Consider the following 14,510-nt stretch of genomic DNA (forward strand, 5'->3'; position numbering starts at 1 on the left):
GCATCATACATTGATCGTGCCTTCGGTTAAACTGATGCGATGAGTGCTTCCCGCCGTCGAATCCTGGGAGCGCCGCCCAGTGATGGTGACGCGGTGGCGATGCCGGAGGCTCTCTCATCCTTCGGGCCGTTCCGGGGGCGTCTGGCACGGCGCCTGTTCATCGCCATGCTGGTGCCCGTGGTGGCTGGTGTCGCCCTGTATGCCGTGTTTGCGCAGCAGCGAGCCCATGCGCTTCTCGAAGACGAGCTCGGCCGCAGGCTTGCTGCCGCGGCGGTGGCCGTGGCCGTTCAGATCTTGCCCGAACAGGTGCAGGCGCTCCGAGAGGGTGACGAGGGCTCGCGCACGCACGCCAACGTCAGTCACAAGTTGGACCTGGCGCTGGCGCGCTTCGACCTACGACGGGTTCTGCTTCTCGGGCCGGATTTTTCGGGTCGGATCGATACGTCGAAGCGGCTTGCTCTGGGCGCGCGCGCGCACGAAGTGCTCGCTGACGAACCCGAGATGAGGCGTGCGCTCGAGGGTACAGCCACGGCCTCACCGTTGTTCACGGGCAAGGACGGACGTCCCTACAAGCGCGCCTACGCCGCCGTGGGGGCGCCCGGGCAGGCAGGCGGGGTGGTGATGGTGGAAGGTGACGCCACTTACTACACGCCCCTGCAGCGCTTTCAGCGCTGGCTGCTTCTGTGGGGCGTGGGGGTGCTGGGGCTGCTCCTCGTCGTCGTGGTGGTGGTGGCACGACGGATCACGGGCCCCGTGAGCCGCCTGTCCGAGGCCGCTTTGCGCATTGGGCACGGGCAATTCGAGACGCCCGTGCCCGCGGAAACGCAGGACGAAATTGGCTGGCTCGCGCAGCGGTTCGAGGACATGCGCCGTGCGGTCGCGGCCCGCGACGAACGCATGCAGATGATGTTGGCAGGCATCGCCCACGAAGTCAGAAATCCCCTGGGCGGCCTTGCGTTGTTCACCGGGCTTCTCCGGGAGGGGCTCCAGGACCAACCCGAACGTCTGACGGAAGTGGCGCGCCTCGAGCGTGAGCTGTCGTACCTCAACGCCGTGGTGACCGATTTCCTCGAGTACGCCCGCCGTGCCGTGCCGGTGCCGGAAGAGGTGCCGCTTGCGCCCTTGTTCGAGGAATTGGTGGAGGTGGCGGCTCCTGGCGATGCCCTCGTGAAGATCGAGCTCGTCGGGCAGCCCGCGGTACAAGCCGATCGGGGACAGCTCCGACGGTTGCTCCTCAACCTGCTGCGCAATGCCCTTGCGGCGGCACCGCGAGGCCCCGTAGTTCTGGCCGCTCGCGGGACGTCCCCCGGCTGCCTCATCGAGGTCCGCGACGGCGGTCCCGGTGTGCCCAACGAGCTGCGCTCTCAGATCTTTACGCCGTTTTTTACCACGCGTGAAAAGGGCACAGGTCTTGGATTGGCGCTGGCCCGCGAGATCGTGGCCGACCACGGGGGCACCCTGACGTTGCACGATGCGCCCGAGGGCGGCGCCTGCTTTCGCATTCGCCTGTAAGCCTCGCCGCAAGGAGACTAGAATCACGCCATGGCGCGCGTTCTGGTCATCGACGACAACGAAACCATGCGGGAAGGCATGGCCGCGACGGTGCGGCGGATGGGTCACGAGGTGGATGTGGCCTCTGGCGGGGCAGCGGGGCTTGCGCTCTTCAAGGCCCGCGGCGCAGACCTCGTCGTGACGGATCTCAAGATGGACGGCATGTCAGGTATGGCGGTGCTCGAGGCGGTGCGGGATGCCGATCCGTCGGTGCCCACCCTCATCGTGACCGCCCACGGCAACGTGGAGACGGCCGTGGAGGCCATGCGCCTGGGAGCGCTCGACTTCCTCCAAAAGCCGTTCGTGCCTGAGGTCTTGCGCCTCAAGGTGCAGCGGGCCTTGGAGGTGAGGGGAGAGCGTCACGCGCGGTTGCGCGCCGAAGCCGAGGCCGAAGCTTTGCGCTCCGACGCCGCCACGCCCTACGGCTTCGCCGAGCTCGTGGGCCGCAGCCCGCCCATGCAAGCCGTGTTCGCACTCGTTCAAAAGGTCGCGGGAGCCGACGTGGCGGTACACATCCACGGAGAGTCGGGCACGGGCAAGGAGCTGGTGGCGCGCGCTTTACACAACCGGTCGCGGCGTGCGAATAAGCCCTTCGTCAAGGTCAACTGTGGCGCCTTGGCAGAGACGCTCCTCGAATCCGAGTTGTTCGGCCACGAAAAGGGAGCCTTCACCCACGCCGTCAAGCGCAAGCTGGGACGCTTCGAGCTTGCGCACGAGGGCACGCTCTTTCTCGACGAGGTGGGCGACATGTCGCCGGCGCTCCAGGTCAAGCTGTTGCGGGTGCTTCAGGAGCAAGAGTTCGAGCGCGTGGGCGGCGAGGAGACGATCAAGGTCGACGTCCGGGTGATCAGCGCCACCCATCGGGACCTCAAGGCCGAAGTGGAAGCCGGGCGTTTTCGCGAAGACCTCTACTACCGCATGCACGTCGTGGCGTGCGAAGTGCCGGCGCTCCGCGCGCACCGCGAAGACATCCCGTTGTTGGTCGAGCACTTCATCCGCAAACAGGCGCCGCGCCTCAATCCCTCGGTCGAAGACATCGCGCCCGACGCGCTCGCACGGCTTTTGGGTTACGACTGGCCGGGCAACGTTCGTGAACTCGAGAACGCAGTGGAACAAGCCCTGGTCTTCGCCGAGGGCAAGACGATCACACGTGAGGCGCTTCCGCCGGTCTTTCGGCAAACCCCGCCACGCAACTTGCTTCCGCTTCCCGCGGGGGGACCGCCCTTTACCCGAGGTGCTCGACGATCTCGAGCGGCAGCTCATCCTTCGCGCCTACGAAGAGACGGGGGGCGTGAAGACAGAGACCGCCCGCAAGCTCGGTATCAAGACGAGCGCGCTTTACTACAAGCTCGAAAAGTACGGCATCGGCGTGATCGCTGGCCGCGAGCGCGCCGGGGACGACGCCGACGGGCTCACCGCACCCGAAGCATCGGGTGTGCCTGACGCGGAGCCGGCGTGAGCACCCTCGTTTATTCCGACCCGCGCTGGTTGGACCATGACCCGGGGCCGGGGCATCCCGAGTCTCCCGCCCGGCTCGCGGCCGTGCTGGGGCATTTGGCGGCCCATCCCGTCAGGGGGGTCGAGATCGCCGCGGCCCGCGAAGCGTCTGACCAGGAGCTCGCAGCCGTTCACGAGCCCTGGCACATCGATCGGTTACGAAGCTTTGATGGACTCGTGGCCGATCTCGACGCCGACACCCCGGATGTCCTCAGGCAGCTACACGGCCGCGTGTCTCGCGGGCGGGGGGCCGCGGTCGAGGCCGTGACGCGCGTCTGGCATCACGAGGCAGACAATGCCTTTGTGCTTTGCCGTCCGCCGGGGCATCACGCCGAGCGGGGGCGCGCCATGGGCTTTTGCCTGTACAACAACATCGCCATCGCCGCCGAGGCCGGGCTGCGGTTGGGTGCCGAGCGCGTGCTGATCGTCGATTGGGACGTCCATCACGGCAACGGCACGCAGCACGCGTTCGAGTCCCCGGCGTGACGTGCTCTTCGTATCCACGCACCAGTACCCCCCCGCTTTACCCGGGTACGGGGGCTTCCCACGAGGTCGGGAAGGCAGAAGGGGCGGGGTATACCGTCAACTGCGCCCTGCCGGAGGGACAGACCGATGCAGACTATGGGGCAGTTTTCAGCGATCTGGTCCTGCCCGTGGCGGAAGCCTACGCGCCCGATCTGGTTCTCGTCTCGGGCGGGTTTCGACGCCCCACGCGGCCGACCCGCTGGGTGGCATGCGGCTTGGCGAGCGAGGGTTCGCCGCGATGACCTCGGCGCTCGTGAAGGTGGGCTGGGGCCACCGCCCGGGGGCCGTCTCGTCTTGATGCTGGAAGGCGGGTACGATCTTTCGGCGTTGTCGGCTTCGGTCCACGCGTGCCTGGAGGTGCTTGCGGGCGCAAAAGCCGAGACCTTTCCCACCACGGGCGCGGCCCGCGCGGGCGGCGCTTTGCGGGCCACGCGGGACGCCCTGGGGGGATACTGGCGCTTGCCATAGCCGGTATGCCTGGAACGCTGCGTAGCCGCTGCAGGGACGAAATCCCCACGTTCCGGGTGTGACACCGGCCCTCACATGCGATAAACGCTGCCCACCGCCGTTCCCCGGGCGGTGGCTCTGCCATGAAGAAAGCCTCCCTCGGCACGATATTCCTCACCGTCTTCCTCGACCTTCTGGGATTCGGGTTGGTGGTGCCCTTCCTTCCGGGCGTCGCCCGCCACTTTCGGCTCCAGTGACTTGGTCGCCGCCCTGCTGGGGTCCGCGTACTCGGTCATGCAGTTCGTGTTCATCCCGTTTTGGGGACGGCTCTCCGATCGCATCGGTCGGCGGCCGGTGTTGCTCTGGAGCATCGCCGCCAACATCGTGGGTATGTCGCTGCTCGGCTTCGCCAACTCGCTCGCCCTGCTGTTCGTCGCCCGGGTGTTCAGCGGCATCGCCACCGCCAACATCGCCGTGGCGCAGGCGTATATCGCCGACATCACCACGCCCGAAACACGAGCCCGCGGCATGGGCATGATTGGAATGGCCTTTGGCCTCGGCTTCATCCTGGGCCCGCCGCTCGGCGGTGTGCTGGGCCACGTGCAGGTCTTCGGGCGCGAAGGCCCCCTGGCGGCCTTCGTGGCCGCCGGCGCATCGCTCGTCAATTTGGTCTTGGCGTATCGTCGCCTGCCCGAATCGTTGGTGGTCAGCGCGCAAGGCGCCTCGGAAGGCGTGCCTGCCACGATTCGACGCCGTTTCGTGCCCCTCGATGTGGAGGCCCTCAAGCAGGTTACGGCCGTGCCGGGCGTGGGTCTGGCCGTCGTGCTGATGTTCTCCGTGACGTTTTGGTTTTCGGGGATGGAGATGACGTATCGGTTGTTCACCGAAGACATTTTTGGTTTCGGTGTGGCAGGCACGGGGGCCCTGTTCGGCTTCGTCGGGGTAGTGGCGGCCGTGGTGCAGGGTGGTCTCATCGGTCGGCTCACGAAGCGTTTCGGAGAGGTCCGTTTGCTCGGTCGCGGGGTGTCGCTTTTGGCCCTTGGCTTTGCTGGACTTGCTCTCAGCGCCTGGCCTTCCGGCACGGTCGCTCTGGCACTGCTGATTGGTGCGTCGGGCGTTTTGGCGGCGGGAAACGGGTTGTGCATGCCGTCTTTGTCTTCCTACACTTCGAGGAAGGCGGGGCCGCGCATCCAGGGGATGACGTTGGGCGTGATGCAATCGCTCTCCGCGCTCGCACGGGCGCTGGGCCCCCTCGCGGGAGGCTTGGCGTACGAATACATCGCCCCGTGGGGACCCTACGCGCTCGGGGCCCTGGGCTTCGGGGTGGCGGCTGCGATGGCGGCGCGCCTACCGGCCTTGAACGAGGCGCCCCTGACGGCGGCTCAGTAGTTGGGGGGAGGCAGCTCTGTGATGCGCCGTTGAACGCGGGCCTCGCGCACCCGCTCGAGATAAATCCGGGCACGTTCTGCCAGCTGAGCGCGCTGTCCTTGCCTGAGCGCCGCAACGTCCGTGAGGTCCCCGCCGACACCCAGCGCAAAGGCGCCGGCTTGAATGTAGGCGGCAGCGTTCTCGAGCGTCACCCCCCCCGTGGGCATCAGCTCGATATCGGGTAGAGGCGCCTTGACGGCTTTGAGGTAGGAAGGGCCCCCCACGGCCGAGGCCGGAAACACCTTGACGGCGTCGGCGCCGGCCTGCCAAGCCATGTAGATCTCCGTGGGCGTGAGCGCACCGGGGAAGCAGGCCAGCCCGTTGCCTCGACAGTAGGCAATGATGGCGGCGTCAAAGACCGGCATGACCATGAACCGGGCCCCGGCTTCATGAACGGCCAGCGCCTGCTCCATGGTCAGCACGCTTCCGGCACCGACCATCAAATCGGGTGAGAAGCTCACGGCCAGTTCTCGAATGGCCTCGAGCGCGCCGGGCACCGTGAGGGGAATCTCCAACACCTGAAGCCCCGCTTCGCGAAGCACGTCGGCCAGCTCCAATGCGTCTTCGGAGGTGGGCGTGCGAAGGATGGGCACGAGCCCGCCGTCGTGAATACAGCGGAGCACCTCCGTCTTGTTTGCAGCGGGCATCGGTGTCCTCCCTTCGGCGCCTCTCGTGGGGCCCTATCGGGCCACGCGGGCCGCGCCGCCCTTCATCACCCGTTCGACTTCTGCCAGCGTGGCCATGCTGGTGTCCCCCGGCGTGGTCATCGCAAGCGCACCGTGGGCCGCGCCGCATTCCACGGCGTAGGCCGGACCTTTGCCCGAAAGGAACCCGTAGACGAGGCCCGAAGCGAACGAGTCACCGCCGCCCACGCGGTCGTAGATCTCGAGATCCTCTCGCACGGGTGCCACGAAGAACCCCTCCGCGGTGGCGCATATGGCACCCCAGTCGTTGAGGGATGCGGTCCTCGCGTTGCGAAGCGTGGTGGCCACCACCTGGAAGTTTGGGTAGGCCTTGCGAGCCACCTCGATCATCTTGCGGAAGTTGGCCGGATCGAGCTCGGAGAAGTTGTCGTCCATGCCCTCGACCTCAAAGCCCAGCGAAGCGGAGAAATCTTCTTCATTGCCGATCATCACGTCGACGTAGTTCGCGAGCTCGCGGTTGACCTCCTGGGCCTTGGCGTGTCCCCCGATGCCCTGCCAGAGGGAAGGCCGGTAGTTCAAGTCGTACGAGACGATCGTGCCGTGCTTGCGGGCCGCCGTCATGGCCTCACGGGCCACCTGCGCGGTGGTCTCGGAGAGGGCCGCAAAGATCCCGCCCGTGTGGAACCAGCGTACGCCGAGCTTTCCGAAGATATGCTCCCAGTCAATGTCCCCCGGCTCGAGCTGCGAAGCCGCGGTGTGCCCCCGGTCCGAGCAGCCCACGGCGGCGCGCACCCCGAAGCCTCTCTCCGTGAAGTTCAGGCCGTTGCGCACATCGCGGCCCACGCCATCGTACTTCACCCATTTGACGAAGGTCTGGTCGACCCCTCCCTGGTAGATGAGGTCCTGCAGCAGCCTGCCCACGGGGTTGTCCGCAAAAGCCGTCACGACCGCTGTGTCCAAGCCGAAACAACGCTTGAGACCGCGGGCCACGTTGTACTCGCCACCACCCTCCCAGGCCGTAAAGCTGCGGGTGGTCGCCACCCGGCCATCCCCTGGATCCAGCCGCAACATGACCTCTCCGAGAGCGACCAGGTCGTAGCGGCACGCGGGCTTGGGCTTGATGGAAAGGCCAGCGGTGGGGGAGACATTCGTGGACATCGGGGGCGAAACTCCGTTGACGAGGTTGACGATGCCGTCCGCACCGGGGGCACGCTAGAACCCCTCGAGGCGCGCTCTGCGCCGAGAATGAACGGTGCGACGGGCGGACAGCACGATAGCCGACCTGACCGGGGCGGGGTAGGGGTAAGCCCGTCCTGCGTTCATGTCGAGCGACGCCTGCACCTTCAGCGGCGGTTACTCGCTGCTGGATCGAGGCCCGCGCACCCGCGTTTCCGCTTTTGTCTCGGGCAGCAGTTTGCCCTCGTCGTTGGCCCGAAAACGAATCTCGGCCTTCACCTCCAAAGTGAGCTTCTGCAAGGCCTTGATGATCTCTCGGTCGAGATCCATGCGATCGAGCCAGGAGCGGATCTCACCCGTGGCGACCCGAAGGATATCGTCCTTGGATCGGTTCGCAGCCCTCGAAACCCGCCGAAACGGCGCGCCGGAAGAAATCCGAAACGCCGCGGTCCTTGTCGCGGCTCTCTGCCCCGTCGGAGCGTCCGTCCCGGGCCTCGGCGTCTTCAGGGGGGGGATCCTCGGCGCTCGGCGGGGGCGGCGACGGAGATCCCGTCGGGGGCGGGGTGAATCGTCTATCGGCTGCCATCGCCGACGAAGGATATCACTTCGAGCGGGCCTCCGGGTTGGCGTGTCGCCGCGCAGCCGGGCTATGCTTGGCGCCGTGGGGGCTTCAAACGACCGAACGGAAGAGCTGGCTTTGGCAGACGTGCTGCCCGGGGCCGGTGAGGCACGCCGTACCGGTGGGCCTAGCCCCGCGCGTCGCTCGGCGCCGCCGCCGCTTCCCGCGGGGGCCTCGAGCGAGGGTTCGGCGCCCCAGATCGCGGGACTTGGCACCGAAGCCGCGCCCGCCCTGCCCCTCGGCGTCGACGCGTCGCATTCGACCTCCCCTCTGGGGCCGCCCCCGCTCCGGCGGACCCCCCTGCCGCCCCGGCCCGAGGACACACGGTCCCGGACGCGGCCTGGCACGGGGCGCTCGAGCCGCAACCCGGTCCAGCGGCTCTGGAGGGTCTACTGGGTCACCTGCCAGGTGTCTGTGTCGTATCTCCTGCTGAAGGTGACCTCGCGTTTGCGGACCGAAGAGTCCGCTCTGCGCGCCGAGGAGCGCGCCCACCGCAGGAACGCTCGGCGCATCAAGGAAGCCGTGGTGGACCTTCAGGGTCTGTTCATCAAGGTCGGGCAGCTGATCAGCATCATGGCGAACTTCCTTCCCGAGATCTTCCGCAAGGAGCTCGAGGAACTGCAGGACAAAGTGCCACCGCGGCCCTACGAGGACATCGAGGCGCGCTTGCTCGAGGAATACGCAGGCCGAGGCCCCGACGAGGTGTTTGCAGCCTTCGACCGCATCCCCGTGGCCTCTGCTTCGATCGGGCAGGTGCACAAAGCCCGGCTTGCCACGGGGGAAGACGTGGCGGTGAAGGTTCAATACCCCGACATCGAGGAGATCGTGCGGGTCGATCTGAGGGCCCTCAAGCGCATCTTCTGGGTCCTCAAGCGCTTCCTGCCTGATTGGGGTTTCGATACGACCTACCGCGAGATCCGCGAGATGGTGCTCTCCGAGCTCGACTACAGGCGCGAAGCAGAGTCGATGCGGAGAGTTGCTGCTAGTTTTACGGGGCGTAAGGACGTGCTGTTCCCGGAGGTGATGGCCGATTACAGCACCTCGAGGGTCCTCGTCACGCAGTGGATGCCCGGAACGAAGGTGGCCGATCTCAAGGCCCTGGCGGCCGAGGGCATCGATCGCCAAGCCGTGGCACGCCTTTTCGTGGATGCCTACTGCCAGCAAATTTTCGTCGATGGCTTCTATCACGCCGATCCTCACCCCGGTAACCTGTTGGTTCAGCAGCGACCCGATGGCAGCCCCGCGATCATCTTCCTGGACTTCGGTGCCACCGCACACGTGTCGGAGGGAATGCGGAAGGGGATGATCAACTTCCTTCAGGGCACCATGACACGAGACTCCGCGCGCCTCGTCTCTGCCATGAAGGAGATGGGCTTCATTTCGCGCAAGGCGGACCCCGAGGTCTTCGATCGCGTCGTGGAGTACTTCCACGACAAGCTCCGTGCCGAGGTGATGGTGCAGGGCTTTTCTCTCAAGGACATCCGTTTCGATGCGGAGCAAAAGCTGGAGAGCCTGCTCGACCTGCGGGACATGAACGTCTCGCTCGGCGATTTGCGTGACGCCTTTCACGTCCCGAAGGACTGGGTGTTGCTCGAGCGCGCGCTGCTGTTGTTGCTCGGGGTATGCACCACGCTCGATCCCGAGATGAACCCTGCGCAGGTGATCAAGCCCTACCTCGAGCGGTTCCTCCTCGGAAAGGGGCAGGAGCTGGCCGATGCGGCCATGGACGCCACGAGAGAGGCGGCACTTGCCGCCCTGGCCCTCCCGGGCGAGATGCGTCGGTGGCTGGCGCAGGCCAACCGTGGAGGGTCGCAGGTGGTGGTGGCCAACCTCCACGAGGGGGCGCGTCTCGTGTACGCGGTGGGACAGCAGGTGATGTGGGCCGGGCTCCTCGCCACGTCAGCGGTGGTCGCGGTCATCTTCGACGGACGCGGACAAGAGGTCCCGCGCCGCTGGGCCACGGTGGCGGCGTCCCTTTGCGGGGGCATGCTGGTGCTCGCCCTGGCGGCGGGCCGTCGGGCAAAGACGCGCAGGTAACCAGCTCACGCGTGGCCCGGATTCGTGGCCTCAAGTCTTGCACTGGGGAAGACGACGAGTAGATAGACGAACGATTCCGGCCCGCTAGGGCCTACTCTCGGAGGCCGATTGCGCAAAGTGCGCAAATGTAGGATTTTGTAGGGATGATCGCAATCATCGGAAACTTTTTCATGGGCGCCTCGGCATTGGGCCTTTTTTGGGCCACACTGTCTCTCGGGCGTCCGCCCGTCGCGAATTCCGCCTCATCGCGAGATTCGCAGGCATTGTCTTGAACCGCGGCTTCCTGCGCCCTACACTCAGGCGTTCCCGCGTAAAGACGACCCTTGTCCGTTTACGACCGTGAGTTCGCCAGAGACGCAGTTCCAACCTGTCGCCGAGGCGAGCAGCGAACAGCTGCTCCCGTCAGGGGGGCGCGTGGGCTCGTCGCTGTCTGACGCCGCGACACCCGATACGCCGGCGGGTCGCGCCCCCGCGTTTTCGGACCCGTCGTTCGCGACCTTCGACCTCGGAGACTTGGCGGCAATTCGCAACCTCTTGCGGGGAGGCTCGGTCATCGATTGGCACCGGGCCTACTTCGAGACGTACGACCAGGTCGATCGCTTTTTGCGTGTCAACGAGTTCGACCCTGCCCGGGTCGAGGACATCAACCGGCTGGAGGACCTGCGGGAACGCGCCGTGGACTACCTCGAGCGTCACCTCGGCTTTCGCATTCCCGATGAGCTGGCCGAGAGCATGCCTGCGCGGGATCTCTTCCTCGTCGCATCCACGAAGGGCAAGCGCCGCGCCTACGCCTGCACGATCTTGAAGGTGATGCACGTCTTGCAACACCTCGAGGGGAGAGAACTCCTCACGCGTTTACCCATCACCGTCGAGCAGATTTTTCATCTGGTCGAAGAGAAGGTCTTGCGCACGGTCGAAGAGATGCGAAGCGCCGGGTTTTCAGTGGTGGAGTTCGAGTGGAGCCGGAAGAACGCCAACAGCCTGCTAACCAAGCTGATGGCGAAGAAGGAAACCATCGCGGCACACGTTTACGACAAGCTGCGCTTCCGCATGATCACGCAAACAGAAGACGAGCTGATGTACGTGCTCAAGGAGCTCGTGCACAGGCTCGTTCCCTTCAACTACGTGATCCCCGGGCAATCGGTGAATGACATCGTCGAACTGCGCAGTGTCATCGAAGGCTCTCCCCATCTCCAGCGCTTTTTGCCGGATCTCGTGGATCTGTCGCAGCAGGCTGCTGACAAAAAGCCTGCCGTACAAAATGAGTTCTCGGGGCCGGGCTACCGGGTGATCAACTTGGTGGCTGACCTCCCGGTTCGCATCGACACCTACCTCAACAAAGCGCCCGACGACCCCGAGTTCGAGGAAGCTGGACCGGTGGTGTATGTGCTCACGGAGTTCCAGATCATGGACACCCGCACGGCCGAGCGCAACGAGCAGGGGGAGAACAGCCACGCCCGCTACAAGGAGCGCCAGGCGAACCGGGTGCGTGCTCGTCTCATCCACGGACTCAAAGAGCAGGACTGACCTACCTACGCTAGGCCCCAAGGGCCGGCCTCGAGCAGGGCAACCAGAAAGTCGAGACTGGAGACGCGTCGCAGCAATGCTGCACGTGCCCCATCGATGTAGCTGGAATCGTTAACCAAGCCATGCTACAGTTGCCGCGCCTATGCCACAGAGTCCTACAGGACTACGCGCCAAGGCCGCTGAGGCCGAGCGGCTCTTCCCGATTCCCTTCGGGAATGTGGAGTTGGTGCGTCAGATTTCCTCCGATCGCCGGGGCGAGGTCTATGTAGCGGCGCGTTCCGAAGGACCGGATCGGCTCTGCGTGGTGAACATCCTGGGCGATGCGCTCACGGGGCGCCCGGGGATGCGGGACGAACTCCGTGCGGAGGCTGCGTGGCTGGTCAGCCGCGTTCACGGCAACATCGTCCAGGTCTACGACGTTGGCTCGACCGAGGCTGGCACCGAGACCGGCCGCGGCACGAAGCCAGAATCCTGGGTGGGCCCGCTGCCGCAGGCGGATGACCGGGACCGCCTGTTCTTCGTCTGCGAGCTGGTCGAGGGTCGGGATCTGGCCGCCTTCCTGAAGCGCGCCGAAGGGGCCGCCGTTCGCATTCCGCCGGAACTGGCGGTTCACATCGCCATGGAAGTGGCGTTCGCCACGGAGTTCGTTCGGAGCAACGAGGCGAAGACCACGGGGGTCGCCACCTCCACGGTGGGTTTGCACGCAGGTTCAATCTTGCTGGGCGTCGATGGCGCCGTGAAGGTGACGCACTACGGCTCGTGCCTTGCGCCTCGGATCGAGGACCTCGAAGACAGCGAAGTGGGCAGGGCGTCCCTGATCGCGCCCGAGCTGGTGAGGGGCGACCTTGCCTCAGAACGCTCTGACGTGTTCGCCGTGGCGGCCCTGCTGTGGCAAACGCTGACGGGGCGAAACCTGGCCGCTCGAGGCGCGAAGCCGCACCTCGAGACCTTGCGCCTGGGCGCATGGAGACCAGAGGCCCCCTCGAAGCTCGAAGGGCCCATCCGTTCCATTCCGACCGAGCTCGACGAGCTGTTGCTGTTGGCGCTCGACCCTGATCCCGCGCAGCGCCCGAATGACGTGGCGACGTTCCGGGCAGAGCTTTCGGCTTTTCAAAAGAGCCGCAACGTCTCGGTCGGCCCCGCGGAGGTGCGAGGCTTCGTGACGGAGCTCTTCGGGCGGGAGTTGGCCGAGGAGGCGGCCGAGCTCACGGCCCTGGCGGCGCGGATTGAAGCGGAATCGCCGCTGTCCACCTCGCAGGGGCGTAACACCACGAACACCCTCACCGATTTTCAGTCCCGGCGGAGAACCCCCGTGCCGGTGGAGGGCGAGCTGGCGGTGGGAGAGGTGATCCCGGGCACCCGCTATCGCGCGCTGGCGAAGCTTGGCGAAGGGGGGATGGGTGTGGTGTACGCGGCCGAACACGTGGACATCGAAAAGCGGGTAGCCCTCAAGCTGCTACACGCCGACCTGCTGAAGAACCAACACGTGCTGCAGCAGTTTCGCCAAGAGGCGCGCGCCGCCTCACGCATCGGCAACCCGTACATCTGCGACGTCACCGACTGGGGCGAGGTGGCCGACGGCCGGGTGTTCTTCGTCATGGAGTTCCTCGACGGCCCCTCGCTGGCGCGGGAGATCAAGCGCTGCCGTCGTTTGCCGCCGGAGCGCGTCTTTCCCATGCTTCGCCAGGTGGCAAAAGCGCTCGGCGCTGCGCATGAGAAGGGCATCGTGCACCTCGACATGAAGCCCGACAACGTTCTACTCATCGAGCGAGACGGTCGTCACGACTACGTGAAGGTGGTGGACTTCGGGATTGCGGGCTTGCTCGGTCAGTCCGGCGGTGGCAGCAAGGTCATGGGCACGCCGGAGTACATGGCGCCCGAGCGAACTGCGGGCGGGGGCAACGATCGACGCAGCGATATCTACGCCCTTGGCGTCATGGCGTACGAGATGTTGTCTGGCGAGGTCCCCTTTCAGGGATTGACTCCCGTCGAGACCTTAGCGATGCACGCCACCGATGCGCCCGACCCCATCAACGAGCGCATCACCAAGAGCATCCCCAAGCCGCTCGAAGACGTTGTGCTCAGGATGCTCGAGAAGGATCCGGCGCGCCGCCCGCAGACCATGGCCGATGTCGAGGCCCTGCTGTGCGAGGCCCAGCTGGAGGCTCGGGTACGCACCGCCTGGGACGATTTGCCTTTGCCCCCGGTCGACCCCCTCCGCCACGAGCGTTTGGCCAAGCGCTTCCGGGCGAGCTCCGGAGGGCGTGTGGGGCTCGTCATTGGCGCGGCAGTGGCCGTGGCCGCCGGGGCGGTGGCGGTGGCCGCCGTCTCCCTCATGCGGGGCAGCGAAGTGCAGTACATGGTGGACGATGGTCCAACCGGTGCCGCGCAGGTGGCGGCAGCGCCCGAGGCCCAGGTCGCAGAAAGCGTGGCCATCCCCGCCGTTCCCCCTGCCGAGCAGGCTACCCCGCCCGAACTCGATACGCGTCGGCGTACGAAAGGAAGCAAGGCGTCGGCGCCGGTGGAGGAGCCTCGCAAGACGGACCGGGCGCCTCGCGAAATCCCGACCCCGTCGGCTCCCGAGCCCGAAGGAAGCTCGAAGGGCTCGGCGTCCGCGGCCGATCGACAAAGGGCGAGGGAGGCCGCCGACCGTGGACTGCAGGCCTTGGACAAAGGGCAGATCAAGCTCGCCAAGCAGGAGTTCGAGATCGCAGAAAAAGCGGATCCGAATCACGCGCCTGCGCTGGGCGGGCTCGCTGAGGTGGCTTTCGAGGAGGCGCAGTACTCCCGCGCGGCTGCACTTGCGAGCCGGAGCCTCCGCTTCGCACCCAACGTCACCCGCTACCTCGTGCTGCTCGGAGATTCCTACTACCGCCTCAAGCAGTACGAGCAGGCCATCGCGGCCTACGAACGGGCGGCGAGCGTCGATCCCGGCAACAGCGGGATTGCTCGGCGCCTCGAGCGGGCGAAGGCCGAGCTCGAGTAGCAGGCGGCGCGTCGGGAGCGTCTCCTTTGTGCGGCTGAGGGCCCTTGGTCGAGGGCGTTCGAGGGGCTACACT

8 protein-coding genes and 2 pseudogenes are annotated in these 14,510 nt (G+C 66.2%); 7 read left to right on the plus strand and 3 right to left on the minus strand.

The features are described 5' to 3' along the window. Window positions 1-39: 39 nt before the first annotated feature. From KA712_05300 to KA712_05315, 4 genes and pseudogenes are all read left to right on the plus strand, one after another. A complete protein-coding gene (locus KA712_05300) occupies window positions 40-1,512 on the plus strand; it encodes a HAMP domain-containing histidine kinase (GenBank protein MCG5052358.1) in 1,473 nt (490 codons plus the stop codon). 30 nt (window positions 1,513-1,542) lie between these two features. Next, window positions 1,543-3,010, plus strand: a pseudogene (locus tag KA712_05305) (sigma-54 dependent transcriptional regulator). Beyond that, window positions 3,007-4,041 (plus strand): annotated as a pseudogene (locus KA712_05310) (histone deacetylase). Before KA712_05305 ends, KA712_05310 begins: the two co-directional pseudogenes overlap by 4 nt. 237 nt (window positions 4,042-4,278) lie before the next feature. Next, complete coding sequence (locus KA712_05315; GenBank protein ID MCG5052359.1) at window positions 4,279-5,409, plus strand: MFS transporter; 1,131 nt, start codon at window positions 4,279-4,281, stop codon at window positions 5,407-5,409. Here the strand turns inward: KA712_05315 and KA712_05320 are convergent. From KA712_05320 to KA712_05330, 3 genes are all read right to left on the minus strand, one after another. Continuing rightward, a complete protein-coding gene (locus KA712_05320; GenBank protein MCG5052360.1) occupies window positions 5,403-6,095 on the minus strand; it encodes a bifunctional 4-hydroxy-2-oxoglutarate aldolase/2-dehydro-3-deoxy-phosphogluconate aldolase in 693 nt (230 codons plus the stop codon). The genes KA712_05315 and KA712_05320 overlap by 7 nt on opposite strands. A 33-nt stretch (window positions 6,096-6,128) precedes the next feature. Next, window positions 6,129-7,250, minus strand: a complete 1,122-nt coding sequence (locus KA712_05325; protein ID MCG5052361.1) for a sugar kinase — start codon at window positions 7,248-7,250, stop codon at window positions 6,129-6,131. Window positions 7,251-7,445: 195 nt separating this feature from the next. Continuing rightward, on the minus strand, window positions 7,446-7,598 hold the full coding sequence (locus KA712_05330) for a hypothetical protein (protein ID MCG5052362.1): 153 nt from the start codon (window positions 7,596-7,598) through the stop codon (window positions 7,446-7,448). Between the two features lie 331 nt (window positions 7,599-7,929). On the opposite strand from KA712_05330, the gene KA712_05335 reads away from it, so the two are divergent. From KA712_05335 to KA712_05345, 3 genes are all read left to right on the plus strand, one after another. Then, the gene (locus KA712_05335; GenBank protein MCG5052363.1) at window positions 7,930-9,924 is read left to right on the plus strand and encodes a hypothetical protein; all 1,995 of its coding nucleotides are present in this window, start codon (window positions 7,930-7,932) and stop codon (window positions 9,922-9,924) included. Between the two features lie 339 nt (window positions 9,925-10,263). After that, window positions 10,264-11,451, plus strand: coding sequence for a TIGR04552 family protein (locus KA712_05340; protein MCG5052364.1), 1,188 nt, complete (start codon window positions 10,264-10,266; stop codon window positions 11,449-11,451). A gap of 142 nt (window positions 11,452-11,593) precedes the next feature. Next, window positions 11,594-14,437, plus strand: coding sequence for a protein kinase (locus KA712_05345; GenBank protein ID MCG5052365.1), 2,844 nt, complete (start codon window positions 11,594-11,596; stop codon window positions 14,435-14,437). Window positions 14,438-14,510: the final 73 nt, after the last annotated feature.

Source organism: Myxococcales bacterium, assembly GCA_022184915.1.
Lineage (GTDB): Bacteria > Myxococcota_A > Polyangia > Fen-1088 > Fen-1088 > JAGTJU01.